This is a genomic window from Bacillota bacterium (genome assembly GCA_024655925.1).
Taxonomy (GTDB): domain Bacteria; phylum Bacillota; class DTU025; order DTU025; family JANLFS01; genus JANLFS01.
This window is the reverse complement of the sequence record JANLFS010000002.1, coordinates 7345-23939: the sequence shown is the minus strand read 5'-3', so window position 1 is coordinate 23939 and position 16595 is coordinate 7345. Positions and strand designations below refer to the sequence as shown.

At 61.2% G+C, this 16595-nt stretch carries 10 protein-coding genes and 1 tRNA gene; 10 read left to right on the top strand and 1 reads right to left on the bottom strand.

The features are described from left to right. The first annotated feature begins 59 nt into the window (after window positions 1-59). The 9 genes from NUW23_00420 (at window position 60) to NUW23_00380 (ending at window position 14909) form a co-directional block, all read left to right on the top strand. The gene (locus NUW23_00420) at window positions 60-2006 is read left to right on the top strand and encodes a hypothetical protein (GenBank protein ID MCR4424644.1); all 1947 of its coding nucleotides are present in this window, start codon (window positions 60-62) and stop codon (window positions 2004-2006) included. Window positions 2007-2147: 141 nt separating this feature from the next. Then, the gene (gene ytaF / locus NUW23_00415) at window positions 2148-2792 is read left to right on the top strand and encodes a sporulation membrane protein YtaF (GenBank protein ID MCR4424643.1); all 645 of its coding nucleotides are present in this window, start codon (window positions 2148-2150) and stop codon (window positions 2790-2792) included. Window positions 2793-2867: 75 nt separating this feature from the next. Beyond that, on the top strand, window positions 2868-3470 hold the full coding sequence (gene coaE / locus NUW23_00410) for a dephospho-CoA kinase (GenBank protein ID MCR4424642.1): 603 nt from the start codon (window positions 2868-2870) through the stop codon (window positions 3468-3470). Between the two features lie 57 nt (window positions 3471-3527). Beyond that, the gene (locus tag NUW23_00405; protein ID MCR4424641.1) at window positions 3528-4133 is read left to right on the top strand and encodes a lytic transglycosylase domain-containing protein; all 606 of its coding nucleotides are present in this window, start codon (window positions 3528-3530) and stop codon (window positions 4131-4133) included. A gap of 96 nt (window positions 4134-4229) precedes the next feature. Next, window positions 4230-5273: a nicotinate phosphoribosyltransferase gene (locus NUW23_00400; GenBank protein MCR4424640.1), complete on the top strand. Its 1044-nt coding sequence runs from the start codon at window positions 4230-4232 to the stop codon at window positions 5271-5273. Between the two features lie 135 nt (window positions 5274-5408). Next, a tRNA-Leu gene (locus NUW23_00395) sits at window positions 5409-5493 on the top strand. A gap of 394 nt (window positions 5494-5887) precedes the next feature. Beyond that, on the top strand, window positions 5888-9739 hold the full coding sequence (locus NUW23_00390) for a S8 family serine peptidase (protein MCR4424639.1): 3852 nt from the start codon (window positions 5888-5890) through the stop codon (window positions 9737-9739). Window positions 9740-9758: 19 nt separating this feature from the next. Then, a complete protein-coding gene (locus NUW23_00385; GenBank protein MCR4424638.1) occupies window positions 9759-10640 on the top strand; it encodes a PorV/PorQ family protein in 882 nt (293 codons plus the stop codon). A 183-nt stretch (window positions 10641-10823) separates the two neighbouring features. Beyond that, window positions 10824-14909 carry a hypothetical protein gene (locus NUW23_00380; GenBank protein ID MCR4424637.1) on the top strand — a complete coding sequence of 1362 codons (4086 nt, stop codon included), beginning with the start codon at window positions 10824-10826 and terminating at the stop codon, window positions 14907-14909. A 14-nt stretch (window positions 14910-14923) separates the two neighbouring features. On the opposite strand, the gene NUW23_00375 is transcribed toward NUW23_00380, so the two are convergent. Continuing rightward, window positions 14924-16057 (bottom strand): DUF445 family protein, encoded by a 1134-nt coding sequence (locus tag NUW23_00375; GenBank protein MCR4424636.1) that lies wholly within the window; start codon window positions 16055-16057, stop codon window positions 14924-14926. A 153-nt stretch (window positions 16058-16210) separates the two neighbouring features. On the opposite strand from NUW23_00375, the gene NUW23_00370 reads away from it, so the two are divergent. Further along, on the top strand, window positions 16211-16595 hold a 385-nt coding region (locus NUW23_00370), incomplete at its 3' end, for a patatin-like phospholipase family protein (protein MCR4424635.1).

Sequence of the window (16595 nt, the reverse complement as noted above, 5' to 3'; positions counted from 1 at the left end):
CTCCCCCGGCGAGCACAGTTGGGCGTGAATTCACGAAATAACCGTAAGGGGGATACTTCATGAAGAAGAGTCTCATTCTCGCCATCGCCGCCCTAGTAGTGGTGGCTATGGTCGCCCCGGCGAACGCGGCCACGCTGAAGGTCGACGGGAGGTACTACGGCTACTGGGAAATCTCGTGGCCAACTGAACCTGGGGCCGGATTCAGTCCCTGGACCTTTGATAGTGGCAGCCAGCTGCGGCTTAACCTCACCTTCAAAGAGGGTGACGCAATCACCGCGTATCTGCCGCTGAGGATCTATCCGGTCTTCGACACCATCGGCGAATCCAGCACCAGAGTGGGCAAGATTTGGCTAGGCCACTGGTATGCTGCCTACGAGACTGCTCCGTTCTCGTTCTGGATCAGCGACAGCCACACGGATGGCTACTCCTCGAGTTACTCGAACCCCAAGAGGTTCGAATCTCTTGGGGATCCTCTGGGAATCGCCGACTATCTGGGCGTTGTCCGCACGTCGTACGCGAAGACTTCAGCAGACGATGTGATCGTTCTGAACATGAAAGGGTCGGCCCTCGGCGCCAACGTTAACGTCTACGGCGTCGACAGCAACAAGTCAGGCGAAAACTGGAGCGCTGTGCTTGGCCGCGTGACTGTGCCGCTGCCGGCAGACTTCACTCTGGGCAGCGTCCTCACCTACACGGAGAATCCGGCGGCGGGAGGATTCTCAGAGGCGACACCACAGGTGATCGTCGGCGCTGACCTTCAGGGCAAGGTCCCCGGCATCGGCGGAGACCTGACCATCGCCGCTGCGGGATCGTTCTACTTTGATGCGGCCGAGGACGCCTTTGTGCCGTATGCTGAGGAGAACACCCACATCGCCTACCAGGCGAAGGTCGAGAATCTGGCCCTCGGGCCGGTGACGGCCTACGCCAAGTGGACGGCCGTCGGCGACAACTTCGTGTCGCCCTTCCAGCTTCCTGACGACGACGAGCCGCTTCTCTACACTTATCGCGGCTTGGGAGTTGCCGAGGCGGGCGTCACCGCTTCTCTGCCAGCTGGAGTTCCGGCTACGCTCACGCTCAGTGACAAGTACGTGACGGCGTTCACCGGAGGGGCAGAGTACAACGAGACCAAGGGATCCGTCGAAGTCACCCCGATCCCGGGTCTGGTGGCGACCGTATCCGGCGCCTACAAGGTCGACCTCGACGAGGACGCGGAGACGAATTATGACGGGTACAAGGGGTATGGTTCGCTCGCTTACACGGTCTTCGGGACCACTTTCAAAGGCTACGTCGACTACCTGAACGGCGCTACCTACGCGGACACCGGGGATGTTGACACTATCGTCGGCATCACGGTCTCGGGCAACCCGATGGCCGGCCTCGAGATCGGCGCTGAGGCCAGCTACGAATTCGCACACGAGGATGACCCCGCAGCCCTTGACAGTCAGGCGTGGGGCATCTACACGACTGAAGTCGCTCCCGCGTTCTTCAAGAGCGCCAAGACCCAGATCGCCGGCGTCGCGGAGTATGGCAAGGTCGGGAGCGACGAGGCTACGACGTACTTGTACGGTTTCTTGGGCAGCACCTTCGTCGTGACCGACAAGCTCGATGGCAAGGTCGGCGTCCTGACGAAGGACGAGGGCGGCGACTTCGTCGCAAGCGCGACCATGAACTACAAGATCAGCAGCAACCTGAAGGCGTCAGCGGAGTACACGCGCCGCGGGCTCAATCTGACGGACACGGGCGCGGCTTCGATGCTTCCTTCGACGCCCAACGACTGGTTCCGTGCGACACTGAACGCGACTCTCGGATCCAGCACCCTAGCGATTGGATACGGTAAGAGCGGGATTGGTGTCGACGTGAAGGACGAGGACCTCTTTGCTTACGGGAAGCCTTGGTCCTACCTGTACCACAACAGAATCGACAGCAACTCCGACTGGGTCCCAGATTCTCCGATTCCTGAGATGAAGTGGAATTTCTGGACGCTGGAAATCACAGTTCCGTTCTAGGCCGAATCGAACCGCAGGACCCCCGGGCACAGCCCGGGGGTTCCTTTTTGCCTTTCGGCCCGTATACTGACCCTGGCCGGGCGAAGGCCGAAGACTCGACGGTCTCCGTGCTGCGCGCGGCAGCCCGGCCGGGGTGTTGTGATGGATGTCGTTGCCTTGCTCTTGTTGTCTCTGGCGATCAGCATGGACGGGTTCGGGGTAGGTCTCTGTTACGGCCTGCGGAGGATTCGCGTCCCCCTGGGAGCGCTCGCAATCATCGGCATAAGCTCGGCCCTGGCAGTTGGGGCGACTATGAGCCTGGGTCACCTTGCTTCGACGGCGTTTGCTCCACGCGTGGGAAGGGTTGTTAGTGCGATCGTGCTGGTTGGAATGGGTGTATGGCTCGGGCTTGAAGGGGTGTTGGACGGGGCGAAGGAGAAAGCGGCGAAGGACGGCGATCCGGACGCAGCACTCCTTTCGGTGAGGCTGCGTCCGCTGGGGGTCGTACTGCAGGTGATGAGGGATCCTGAGATCGCGGACGTGGACCGATCCGGCACGATAAGCCCTCGAGAGGCGGTGCTGCTCGGGACTTCGCTTACCCTTGACGCTCTGGGCGCGGGGTTCGGAGCGGGAGTGGGAGGGTTGTTCTCTTTCATGGCTGTTCTCCTGGTGGGCGCGATGCAGTCTGCCCTGGTCACCCTGGGGTTTCGGTTGGGATCGCGGGTGCCGGAGGGGTTTGGAGGACTGGGACTGAGGCTCGCACCGGGTGGCATACTTATCCTGATGGGCCTCATAACCCTCATCTGAGGCAGCGTGCAGGATTATCACCCTGGGCGGGGAATAATCCTGAGGCATTTCGCGAGCTTGGGGGGCCGGGCGAGGATGAAGGTATTGGGGCTCACGGGGCAGAGCGGGACGGGGAAGAGCACCGTTGCCCGGCTGTTCGAGGAACTCGGGGCGGCAAGACTTGACGTGGACCAGGTAGCTCGAGAGATCGTCCGGCCGGGCGGGCCCGTCCTGAGGGAGATTGCCGCAGTGTTCGGTTGTGGGGTCATCCTGGAGGATGGCTCCCTGGACCGCAGGAGGCTCGCCGGGATCGTCTTCTCGGACCCCGGGGAACTCGCGCGCCTCAACACCATCACCCACCCCATCCTCCGTGCGAGAGTCGCGGAATGGCTCGCTGGAGTCCGCAACCGGAAGAAGCCTCCCGAGGTTGCAGTGGTGGACGCTGCAGTTCTGATCGAATCAGGCATCGTGGACCTGGTGGATAGGGTTGCTGTGACCGTCGCGAACCGCGAAGAGCAGGTGAGGAGAATCACGGAGCGAGACGGGGTCTTGCGGGAGCAGGCGATTCGGAGGATCCAGTCGCAGACACCGGAGGCCGATCTCCTTGCGCGGGCAGACTACGTCATCCGCACGGATGTCGAGATGGATGAGACCGCGCAGCAGGTGGCGGCCGTGTGGCAGGACCTTGGCGGGTCATAGGCTGCGAGGCATCCCCAGCCCTCTCTCGGCATAGGACTTATCATCGGAGTTGATTCCATGATCATAGACGCAAGGCGCCTCAGAAGACCTATCGTCATTCTAATCGCCCTTGGCCTTCTGAGCGCAGTTGCTGTGCGCACGCACTGGGTCCAGCGCGCCATGAACCCTTTGCGGTTCGTTGAACCTATCACCCTGAACTCCCGGCGGTTCGGGGTCGACCCGTTTCTGGTATCCGCCATCATCCGCGTGGAAAGCCGGTTCCGAATCGAAGCCCGGTCGCCCAAAGGCGCCGTGGGGCTCATGCAGATAATGCCGGAGACCGGGAGGTGGGCAGCGGAGGCGCTGGGGATCGGCGATTACACGGATGCGGTTCTCCTTGACCCTGCCACCAACATCATGATCGGCACGTGGTACCTTTCATGGCTGCGAGGGGAATTCGACGGGAGCCTCCCGCTCATGCTCGCCGCGTACAACGGAGGCCCGAAGCACGTGGCCAGATGGGTCAGGGAGGGTATCTGGTCAGGTGAGTTTGAGGATTCCCGACAGATACCATTCGCGGAGACTGCCAGGTACGTGGTGCGGGTGATCGACGCGTACACCCGTTACCGGCAGGTGTACCGTGCGCGATGGCCCGGTGGCGAGATCGACCTGTCCAGGTGGTAGGCTGCATTATCAGGCATCAAGCGACACGCTACGTTCCCTGGCTCGGCCAGGTGTGCTATAATCAGGCTGATTTTCCTTTGCGGGAGGGCCGCCCACATGAGCAGTTATCCCAGAGTATCGAACCTCACGGACGCAAGACAGTTCAGCGTAGAGCCTGACCGACCTCTGTTCTCGGCGACCCATGAAGAGATTCTCCGGGGCTATACCACGGACATATACTTCGTCAAGACCATGCAGCTCCTGGAATCGATGGGCCTTGCCGGAACTCGTGTGACGGCGGAGATATTCCCGCGCCGGGCTGGCATGTTGGCCGGCCTCCCGGAGTGCATCGGCCTCCTGCGCGGGCTCGACGTCGAGGTGTGGGCGGTTCCCGAGGGAGAGAGTTTCGATTACAAGGACACGGTGCTCAGGATCATCGGGCGGTACTCCGACTTCGGGATCTTCGAGACTGCGCTGCTCGGCATCCTCGCCAGCTCGAGTGCCTGGGCCACGGCAGCGCGGGATATACGCCTTGCCGCGGGGGACAAGCCATTTGTCTGCTTCGGGGCGAGGCACGTCCACCCGGCGGTTGCGCCGGTCATGGAGCGCGCCGCGGTAGTCGGCGGGGCGAGTTCCGCCAGCTGTATACTAGGGGCCAAGCTCGCTGGATTGGAACCCAGAGGCACAGTTCCCCACGCGGTCTTCATCATTGCCGGGGACACGGTCCGGGCCGCGAAGGCCTACGATCTCGAGATGCCCGCGGACGAACCCCGCATAATCCTGGTGGACACCTTCAAGGACGAGGCCGAGGAGGCATTACGGGTGGCGGAGGCCCTGGGCGATAGGCTCTACGGAATAAGGCTTGACACACCCGGGGAGCGGGGCGGGGTCACCCCAGAACTAGTTCACGAGGTCAGGAAGCGCCTTGACATGGCTGGGTTCTCCCATGTCAGGATCTTCGTGTCTGGAGGTCTCACTCCAGAGAGGATCCTGGACCTCTCCGCGGCCGGCGCCGATTCCTTCGGGGTAGGAAGCTACATCTCCGGCGCCCGTCCCATCGACATGACCATGGATCTCAAGGAAGTCGAAGGCAGACCCATCGCCAAGCGTGGGCGCATACCGGGCCGGCTCGAGAACCCCAAACTAGTGCGCGTTCTGTAGGGGGTCGGCAGAGGTCCCGAGAGAGCGAAGCCTGTAGGTGGGCAGCTGAGCCTGTTTCTCGATATGGCCATTGACAGCCCCGGTGAGGGGCCGTATAATCAGTATTGGCGACGCGACCGAAGCCGCGCCGTTCGTGCCCGGGTGGCGGAACTGGCAGACGCGCACGTTTGAGGGGCGTGTGGGTAACACCGTACGAGTTCAAGTCTCGTCCCGGGCACCATGTTTTTGGATATGCGACGGGTTCTCTCCAAGATCCGCAGGTTGTGTGCTTTTGCACAGGAATGCGCGACGTGTGAAGGACAACCGGACCGGTGGAACACAGTGTATCAGCTCCCAAGGGCACTCCGCGAAGAGTGAGCCGAGGGAGTTATTTGTTTCCCGCCAGAGCCCAAGTCGAGGGCCGGTTGCACAGGCCTGAGAAGTGCCGCTCCAGAATGTGGTCAGTTCCCTCAAACGCGGCAGGAAAGCGACGGGCGGTCAGAGAATTCCATCAGAGCTTGTACTCTAGAAGCTTACAACACACCATGAAAGGAAGTGATTGCGGCTCAAGGACGTCCGAGCAATGCTGCCTAAGCGACAAGCCTGTCCAAACACACAGCAAAGGGGGAAAGAGTGTGTCCAGATCCTCTATGTACAGACATCTTGTGCTTGTGGGCCTTGCGGCGGTCATCCTGCTTGCCGTGGGCGTTTCGTCAGCCGCGGGCGGACCGTTGCCGCGGCCCGTGCCTGTAGCCAAGGGCGCGGCAGATATCCTCCCTGTGGCGCAGCGCGGCGAGTTGATTTCGGGGCCTCAGTTCGTTGAAGGCGAAGTCCTGGTGCGTCTCAGGACCGACCTCGTTCCCAAAGCCACGGATGCCAAGGCAATGGTCGATGAATTCCACACCTTCAGCGCCAGTCTCGGTGCTCAGGTCATCCAGGCTGTTCCAGTAAGCGAGGTGGCTGAGGTATACCGGGTCAAGCTTCCGGATGGCATGTCCGTGGAGGAGGCCGTCGCCCTTTACAGGGCCAATCGCTCAGTCAAGTATGCCGAGCCCAACTACCTATGGTTCCCGACGGCAACACCGGCTGAGCCATGGTTTCATCGCCTCTGGGGCATGAACAACTCCGGGCAAGACTTCAGCGACGGTAGGTTCGGGCATGTAGGGTACCCAGGTGCGGATATCAACGCCCCCGAGGCTTGGGATGTGCGAACAGATGCATCCAGCGTCGTGGTGTGTGTCATTGACCAAGGTATTCAGTATGACCACCCAGACCTGGCCGCGAACATGTGGGTCAATCTTGGAGAAATCCCAGACAATGGCATAGATGACGATGACAATGGGTTCATCGACGATGTCTATGGCTGGGACTTCTTCCATGACGACAACACTGTGTTCGATGCGTGGTATGAGGACTACCACGGAACTCACGTCGCGGGCACTATAGGGGCGGCCGCGAACGGGGCTGGAGTTGTAGGGGTCGCGTGGGACGTCAAGATCATGTCAGCCAAGTTCCTCGGCCCGGGAGGTGGAAGCACCTTTGATGCTATCCGGGCTGTGAACTATGCGAAAGACAACGATGCTGCCATAACAAGTAACAGTTGGGGCGGCGGAGGATACAGCGAGGCTCTCAAGGAAGCGATCGCCAATTCCGGTATGCTGTTTATAGCCGCAGCCGGGAACAACGGCCTAGACTGCGACATCTACCCCCACTACCCGTCAGCCTACGATCTTCCCAATGTGATATCGGTCGCAGCATCCGACTGGAACGACCAGCTTGCTGACTTCTCCAACTACGGTGTTGAGTCAGTGGATCTGGCCGCTCCGGGATACTGGATCCTATCCTGCTATCCGCATCCCACATACACGTACGGCTATGCGTGGATGGGCGGCACTTCTATGGCGACCCCGCACGTGAGCGGAGCCGCAGCCCTGCTGATAGCGGAGTTCCCAGACATGCCTCAGTACCACCCGGACGACATGAGCCTGCCCGCGGGGAACGGGGCGGGTTCTGAACCCACGATAAAGGATCTCCTGCTCAAGTCAGTTGATCGCCTGCCTTCCTGCGCCGGGAAGATGACAACAGGCGGACGGCTGAACGTGGGAAACGCGATCAGGCAGCATTTCCCCATAGTCATCACGTCGGCGACTGCTGATAAGACCTTCGGACCTGCTCCATTGGAAGTCGGCTTCACGGCGGCGGTGGAAGACCCGTCAGCGGTTGCCGACTGCTGGTGGGAATTCGGCGATGGTTCGCCCGACTTCCACGGATACTCCGTGGCTCATACCTACGCTGAAGAGGGAGGATACCAGGCTTGGTTCCGGGTTGTCAGCTCAGAAGGAGTCGAGTCGAAGTGGCCTGTCCAAGTAGTGGTAGCGAATCCCGGAACCGCAATACTTGTCGACGACGACGGAGGGTACGACTACGAGGTCTTCTTCCAGGTGGCCTTCGAGGGAGCAGACGTGCCCTATGTGATTGTGGATTCCCGGTTGCCCCTGGGAATTCCCGAGGAGTACCGGGGACGTCCGGTCTTCTGGAACACTAGCTTGACGTGGTCCCAGACACTGCTCCCAGAGGACCAGGCCTTCCTCTCGGACTTTCTCGACTCAGGCGGCAGGCTATTTATGGCCAGCGCAGACCTGATATATGATCAGGGCCACAATTGGTTTGTCCGGGACTACCTGCGCGTGGCCGAGGTCGAGGCTGAGGATGTCGGAGCAACCCATGTCGATGGAATAGAGAATGACTACATCACAGACGGCATGTCCATGGACTTCAACTTCGAGATAGGGATCGACGACGCGATAATCCCGGACCTGAACCCAGTGGGCATGCTTGTCAACGACCTTGGGCAGATAAACGCCCTACGGCACATAAGCGAGATGAATCGGGTAGTCTTCATGGCTATGCCATGGGAGGAGATACCATGGGAAGGAGAGGATCCCAACAACTCGGCCTTCCTCATGGGCAGGATCTACGATTTCCTTACCAATGAGGGAATCAACATACCGGCCACGATAGAGCGCGCGGATGCCGACCTGTACTTCTGCCCACCGGAACGCGTTATCCACTTCGCCTCTGCTGCGCATGACGTCGATGGAGACCCCGGTGTACCGCTCGCGTTCCGTTGGGACTTCGGTGACGGCTCTGACTATGGTACGACCGCGAACACGGAGCATTCTTACGAAGATCCGGGCCGGTACACTGTGACACTTCAGGTCACCGACAGCGACGGGGCCAACACCTATGCTCAGTTGGTCGTATGTATACTCGAACCTACCGGGGTAGTGCTGGTGGACGACGATGATTCCAGCCCAGATTCCGAATACTTCTTCGTCTCCGCTCTTGAGGCAATTGGGAGACCATATCAAGTCGTGTCACCCTCCGATGTCGTGGGTGGAACAGGAGCCAAGGCCGGGCTCGAGAAATACGCCGTGATTTGGAGCTGTGGTGAACTTGGCTACCCTGACGCAGAAGAGCAGGCCGCCCTCATGGACCTGATGGATAAGGGAGGCGCCGTGTTCCTCTCCGGACAGGATATCCTGTTCAACATCGATCTCTCAAGCGACTTCGTCAGGGACTACTTGCGCGTTGTCGACGTAGACCATGATGTGGGTACTTCTACAGTGACCGGGGTTGAGGGTGACCCGATTTCTGATGGAATTGCGATCACCCTGGACTGGGCGACGTGCGGATTCAACGACTGGAGCGACAGCATTGTTCCAGACGCGTCTGCCGTGGGAATCTTCAGCAACGACCACGGAGCCTTCAACGCACTCAGACACTCAGGAAACCACTACCTGGTGTTCTTCGCATTCCCGTTCGAAGCCATTCCCTCAGTCGGGATCAATATAACGGAGAACGGCGAAGCCCCTGATGATTCAGCGTCTGTTCTGTTCCGGATCCTTGACTGGTTGAACATCCATCCCCAGGTGCAGGTCACCTCTCCGGTTGGCGGGGAAGTGTGGACAGGTATTCACGACATCACGTGGGTGGCTACCGACACTGACGGCGATCCTCTGACGATCACTATCCAGTGCTCTGCTGACGGCGGCGCAACCTGGACTGCAATCGCTGCTGAGCAACCGAATGATGGCCTATACACGCTGAACACTGCGACTCTTCCGGCAGGAGGCCGGTACCGCATCAAGGTCATTGCTGAAGATGGTCGAGGGGGCGTTGGGGACGATGTGAGCGGCGAGTTCGTTGTCTCCAGAGTCCAAGTGAATGAAGTCGTTGCCGGACCCAACCCGGCGTCCATTGCGGTCAACTTCTACTACAACCTGTCTGCGCCCGCGACACTCTTCGTGTACAACATAGCTGGAAGACAGGTTTACTCAGCGGCGCTGGAAGCAGGCACCGGGGTCCATGTCTGGCCACTGGTCGACAAGTCCGGCCGGCCGCTCGCAAACGGGCTCTACCTGTACTTCCTGCTGAGGGCGGATGGTACGAGGACCGACATAGGGCGGCTCGTTATAAGCCGCTAAAGGGAGGCGAGAGACTACGATGCCAATCAGAATGAGCAAGAGTGCGTGTTTGGTGGCTCTGGTGATTGTCGCGTTACTCGCAGTCGCCCCGACTGCCTCGGCGAACGGCGCCGACTTCGTGGGGACGGCTGCCTTCCTCGACATCGGAATGGGCGCCCGGCCTCTCGGGATGGGAGGAGCGTTCACAGCCGTCGCGGACGACGCGAACGCCCTTTACTACAACCCCGCAGGCCTCGCGTCGCTCGACGGGTTTCAGATGACCTCGATGTACACGAGCCTGTGGAGCGAGGTTACATACCTCGGTATCGGAGTCACTTACAAGAACATGGGCCTGGGGACGCTCCGTCTGAGCGCGATCAACCAGGGCACGGACGAGTATGGTAACCCAACGGAGCCCTTTGACTACGCCGACTTGGCTGTCATGGGATCCTACGCAGTAGCCCTTGGAAAGGTGAGCCTAGGGGGCACGGTCAAGTACTACTCCCAGACCCTTCCCGACAACCCCGGCTCCGGATTCACCGGGGATCTGGGCATTTTGGTGGACCTGGCTCCGGTCAGGTTCGGTGTTGTGGCCAAGAACCTCATCGGCAACGTGACCTATCAGAGCGGAACCACCGACCCCTTCGACCGAAAGTTCGTGGTAGGGGCGGCGGCGAACCTCTTCGGGAAGCTCACTGTGGCCGGCGACTACGATACGTCGGGCATGGGGCATGTCGGCGCGGAGTTCGCCGTGACATCGTTCCTCTCGGTGCGCGCTGGGGCGATGGTCGGCACTGAGGGTGAAACCGGCTTCTCCCTGGGAGCAGGGGTCAATTTCAAGAACTTCAAGCTTGACTACGCATACCAGACCCACAACGATCTTCCAGACAACCACTGGGTGTCGCTGGGGATGACGTTCTAGAACGCACGGGGGGACTCGGTCCCGGGTACCCGGGAGGGGGTCCCCCCCTTAACCTGCAGGTTCTCCGAATCTCCCGTACGGGTAATCCCGGCCTGTCTCATCTTGGCCCCAGGTCTGCTGGGTGACCCCGCGAGGTGACACATTTTGACGACCCACAGTCATTCCGCAGCGTGTAGAGGACGCGTGAGGAAGGCCCGCGTCACCGCGCTTCTCGCTTTCCTGGCTGCTGCCGCGGTAATGGCGCCCTTCCCGGCTGGCGCCGACTTCGAAATCGTCGGTGAGGCGGAGTTCCGGCTGCGGACCGGATGGGGTGAGCAAGGCGCGCTTGAAGGCACAGGCTATGTTGCTGGGTACTTCGACGCTGCGCAGACCATGAGCCTGAGTTTGAGCGGGGAAGTGCTGCCCGGGCTCACCATATCAGGCAACCTGGACAACCGCAAAGGCGGGAACGTGCAGGTGTTGGGCTTGAGTCTGTCCGCCGAGAACCTGGTGGGCAAGTTCGGCAAGTTCATCTATCGCCCCGCGAACCCCTACACCGCGCTAAACGCGAGTCTTATAGGCATCTGGGCTGAGGGACGGGTCTGTGACTTCACCGTCGGGGCTGCTTTCGGAAGGGTACAAGGTGTGCCTGCGAGCCGCACTTTCCGGGGCACCTCCGCCCAGGAGACCATCACCTACTTGCCCGAAGGCCCATACGGTCCCACGCCCGAGGAGACGGGGCTTGCCGCCTGCCTTGAGGGCATGGAGTTTTACGTTCTCGACGCCGCGTTCGACCATGACTTCATGCAGGTATGGTTCCGTTATGGGGACGAGCCCGGGGCCCGGACATTCCAGGAGACTCTCACTGCGTGGGATCTGGGATACCTGTACCGGGAGACTCCGTCTGACGAGGGCACCATAGCCGCCGGTGACTCGGTGACACTCGGGACGAGTCAGTACACTGCTATCTCATCGGCCGGGGAGTATCTTGCACTCAAGCAGGAAGCCCTGAGCATTCTAAGAGGGCAGATTCAGGCGTTGATCCGGGACTACAATGCGAAGAATGGGTTGTTTGGAACGGAACAGAAGCGCTATCCGTTCACGGTCGGGAGTGTCACTGAGGAGGCATTCCTCACTGAGGTCGCCCAGGCCCATATAACGGTCACGGCTGGAGTTGCTCCCGACTCTCCCGGTCTCATACTTGAGTCAGGCCTTCTCGAGTACTCCCGGGGCCGGTTCTACGACTTGGGCCAGGTTGACGTGATCAGCGGTTCGGCGATGGTGGAGATCCGCAAGGACGGGGTGTTCCTGCCTGCGGAAACCGAACCGCTTCTGGGCATCACTGTCCATTACGAAGCCGGGGTGATCGAGTTCGATTTCCCGGCGCTCTTTTTCGACACCTATGACGGGCTGCGGGTGCGCTACAGCTACCCGCTTACTATGGGGATCTTCAACCTCGGGCTCAACATCATTGCGGGAAGCGAGCGCGTGTACCTGAACGAGATCCTGCTCAAGCGGGATGAAGACTACACCATCGACTACGAGGTGGGCCTAGTGACGATGGTGCGGCCCGTCAGCCCTGAGGATATCGTCAGGATCGACTACGAGTTCTACCGCGGGCCTATGGGCGCCCACACTGACTACAAGACGAATGTAATCGGAGCTGCTGTGCGTTGGGCACCGAATGACCGTCTCAAGCTCGCACTTGAACTAGTCGCGTCCATCGATGACCCCGATTCCACGCCTGACCCTGATTCCACTCCGACCATGCCGAACTCTCACACTGTAGTCGGCCTGTCAGGCCAATACGCAGGGCAACGGCTCACGGTTGACGCGGACGTCGGTGTCAGCCACAACGTATTCCCGATCGGCGACAACCAGAAGGCTTACGCCCCGAACCAGATACGCTCAGTTGCCTGGGTTTCAGACTCAGACGGCGGACGCCGCCTCATCCTTGCCCACGATGAAGGCATCAGTGTCGGCCCGACCCTGTGGCAAAGGTACGGTGTAGGTTCCGGGCTGTCGTCGCCGGCCGTCAGGGACATAGCTTACCTCGACGACCTGTGGTTCTTTGCCACCGGAACTGGGCTCACTGTGGTCAAGGCGACCCCGGGCCCCTCGGGACAAAACCCCCTAGACCTCGCCCATAACTGGTCCAGGGTGTACGCATCAGACGGGCTTCCCAGCAACAACCTCTCATCTGTGACCGTCACTCCGTGGTCGGTGTGGGTCGGAACGGACAAGGGTGTGGCGGTCGCGGATGTGAACGACCTTGAGTTGTGGACTACCTACAGGAAGTCTCCATCGTCGGGGCTTCCCTCCGACACGGTCCTCGACATGGCCTACGACCCCGTGCTCGACCTCGTGATGGTCGCCACGGGAGCCGGAATCGCCGTGTTCACCGGCGCCGGTTTTCGCCCGGAGGCACTTGAGATCAGAGCCTCGACCCTCGTGAGCGGCCCGGACATGGCTGGGGAGTGGCGCACCTTCGCCGCGGCGCCGGACGGGGTTTTCGGGAGGTCCGAGGCGGGGGTCTGGACTCTCGTGCCGGGGACCTCAGGTCTTGAGGTCACTGCTATCGATGTGTGGGACGGCAGACTGTGGATCGCCACTGAGGATGGCCTTCTTGCGTGGGACGGCGCCTCGATAGAAACGGTGGACGGGACTCAGGGTTGGGCGGTGTCCGCCCTAGGCCGCGGCGGCGGCACCGGCGGGGGAGAGGTGATGTGGGCAGGCACGCGCGCATCGGCCGATTATTCGATTCTTGCCTTCGAGGTGACAGCCTCAGGGGCGGCGATTGCCCGCGACGGCGAGGACATCGACGTTCCGGGGAGGAACGTCCGGGGTTTCGTGGACACAGACGCCTCGGACCACACGGCTACAGGTTATGCGGGCCGGGTGAGTGCACGCTATCCGGTGGGCCCTGGGTACTTGTATGCCGGATTCGAACGAGTCGCCCCGGGATTCAGCCGGATCGGGCAAGTGCCAGGGGAGGATCTGGGCGTGTGGAGGGTCGGCGGCAGGTATCCCGTTCTTCCCGCACTCACCCTCGCAGTGGAACACAACGAGTCGAGGGTGCGCAGGATTGGCTCCGAGCCTGTCTACACAGTCTCCGACAGAGTCGGGGCGACTGTTGACCTGGGACCGGCTCTGGACGTTCAGTACATCTTCTCGCGGATAGACGACTGTGAGGAGGACGGGTTCGACAAGACGCGCTGCACCGTCTCGCTCCTGGCGCGCGAATCACTTTGGTCGGGCAAGCTGACCTTGGGGGCCGGATATGAGGCTACGGACTACGCTGATCTGACATCGCCTGAGTCCTCCCACACGCTGGTGAGCCTAAGAGGCGACCTCGGCCTGATGGTTGGGGGCCTCAATCTCACGGCCAGATACCGCAGGCCCGTAAAGACCCTGTCCCCGGGACTGCCGGGGGAAAGGATCTCCGGATCCGAGGAACTCGCACTCACAGGTCTCTGGGCCGCGGCCCTTGGGAAAACTCGAGTAACAGTAACCTACCGGCAGTTCGATAGGGTGGACGTGGCGTCGGGGGCACACCACGGCGAGAAGAGGGCGAACCTGAGGGCGGCCGTGCCGGCGTTCTCTCTGGGACCCGGGACTCTCACGCCCCACGTTACACTCAAGTGGGAGGTGGTGGACCCTCTGACGGGTAAGAAGAGAGAGGTCTTGGGCCTGGACACTTCTCTTGCAGGCGCCTTCAGCGGCCTCAGAACTACGGGGAAACTCACGCTCACCAGGACGGACTACCCGGAACTCGAAAAAGTGACCCAAGACACGGAGGCATCACTTTCCCTCTCACCCAAGACCGCCGGCAAGCTCGACCCTGGGGCTGATGTTAAGTGGAAGCACTCAGTCTCGACCCACCCGGTTTACGGCGAGGCGACCACGGACTCCGTCTCTGCCACGTTCCGGCTCGCATGGAGGCCGGCCGAAGGGACCTCCAACACCGCGTTTGCGACCTACCTGTACTCAACTTCAGCTGGCGCCGGCGGGCATACCGTGACACTTCAGGATGTATTTGTACACAGAATAACCCCAAGGCTCGGCCTTGAGCTTGACGGGGCCGCGCGTTTCGGACATCCGGGACTGACCTCGGACCGCGAGACTGACTTCAAGGCGGACGTGAGCGGAAGACTCCGCTACAAGCTCACAGATGCCTGGAGCGCCGGCTTGGGGATGGGGTACCATGTGAAGCTCACTGACTCTGGCGGGGTGGGGGCGAGCCCGTCTTCCGCGCTCACTGCAGAAGCCAGCCTGAAGGTGGTGTTCTAGCCGACAGGCTCGGGTCACACCTGCGCAAGAAGAGGGGCGAGAAAGCCCATGATGAACCCGATGAGACCCCCGAGCCAGGTTATGGCGGCGAGCTCGCGATGGGCGATGTCCAGGATAATGGCTTCCACTGCTGCTATGTCCAAGGAGTTGACCTTGTCCTCCACTATCCTGGCGAGATCGACGGCGGCGAGAGCGTGTCCGATCCTCCCCCGCACCAGGGCCTCCCACTGGTCGGCGGCGAATTCGGCCAAGCGAAGAACGGTATCCTCGGGGATTGCCGCTACCACGTCCGCGACACGAGTATCGAGAGCCTGATCGATGGATTCGGCTGAAGCGAGCAACTCAAGTGAGGCTCCAAGGGCCTGCTCGAGTGCTGCTTCTCCGAGCCAGGAGATGGCTTCCCCCGCCCGCACGCCTTTAAGTCCTTCCACGGACCTCGCTATCTCCTCGCCCACCGTCTGCCCGACTTCGGGTTTGGCCAGTTCCCGAGCAATTGCCTCCGAGATCTTGTCGGCGACGGCCTCGAGAGGCAGGAAGAGACGGCCCCAGGCTGGGACCACTCCGCTAATCAGCTGTCGCAACACGGGTGCCCCTCGTTCGGACCGGACGAAGCTTCCGACTGCCTGTGCTATCTCCGGTCCCATCCGCCTGGCGGCGGACTGAGCAGCGTGGAAGAGGGCGTCGGGTACGACAGCCCCTAAGGTCTGACTGTTTGACCGAACCCGTGCGAGCCTGTCGCGCAGCGGGGCGGAGAGAGTCTCTCTCACCGGCGCGGATTGCAGGAACCCGGCGACTGCATCGCGCACCCTGTCCCGGTTGGTGGGAAGCAGCTCTGCCAGAGTGCTTTCACTCGTCCGGAGCGCGGACGCGGCGTCGAGAACACCGCTCAAGATACGGCTGCGGATAGACGGCGTGGTGAGCGCCTCTCCAACCACTTCGCTGGTGAGGAGCTCGGCGCCGACCGTGCGGCCAATGGCCTTCGCAATCCTCCCACGCTCCCCCGGGATCAGTCCGGGAGTGAAAGGCACGCGGACCCCGAGAAGGCGCACCGGCCTGACGGGCCAGAACAGCATCTTGATGGCGAGCCAGTTGGTGCAGTAGCCTATGGCTGCGCCGACGACGGGCCCCACGATCCACCTTGTATCCATTTCCACCCTCCATCCCAGTCCATATCCAGCGCTGACGGGGCGCGTTGGCCCACTCTCTGCATGATGTCCATATGCCATTGTAGCACGAACCGAATGGCCCGGTCCTCCGTAAGCTATGGGGAGAGGCTTGAAGTTGAATGGTGGTGATACTTGGTGAGAACCGGACTCGCTCTTGGCTCGGGCGGGCTTCGCGGTGCGGCTCACATCGGTGTCCTCGATGAACTGGAAAGAGCTGGGGTTCATATAGACATGGTCGCCGGGACGAGCGCCGGGAGCGTGGTGGCGGCAGCCTACGCCAGTGGGATGTCACCAAAGGAAATGGAGGAGAGGGCGCTTGCGGTTTCCGCGAAAGACGTAATCGACCCCATAATTCTGTCCCTGCTCTGCCTGGCAGCTCCAGCCTTCCTGCTGCTCCTGGGGTCAAAGCAGTGTCTCCCCAAGGGCATCCTAAAAGGCCGCAAGCTAGAGGATTACATCCGGCATCTGGTGGGTCCCATCAGGATGAGCGACCTTGAGAGGCCGTGCGCGATTGTGTCCG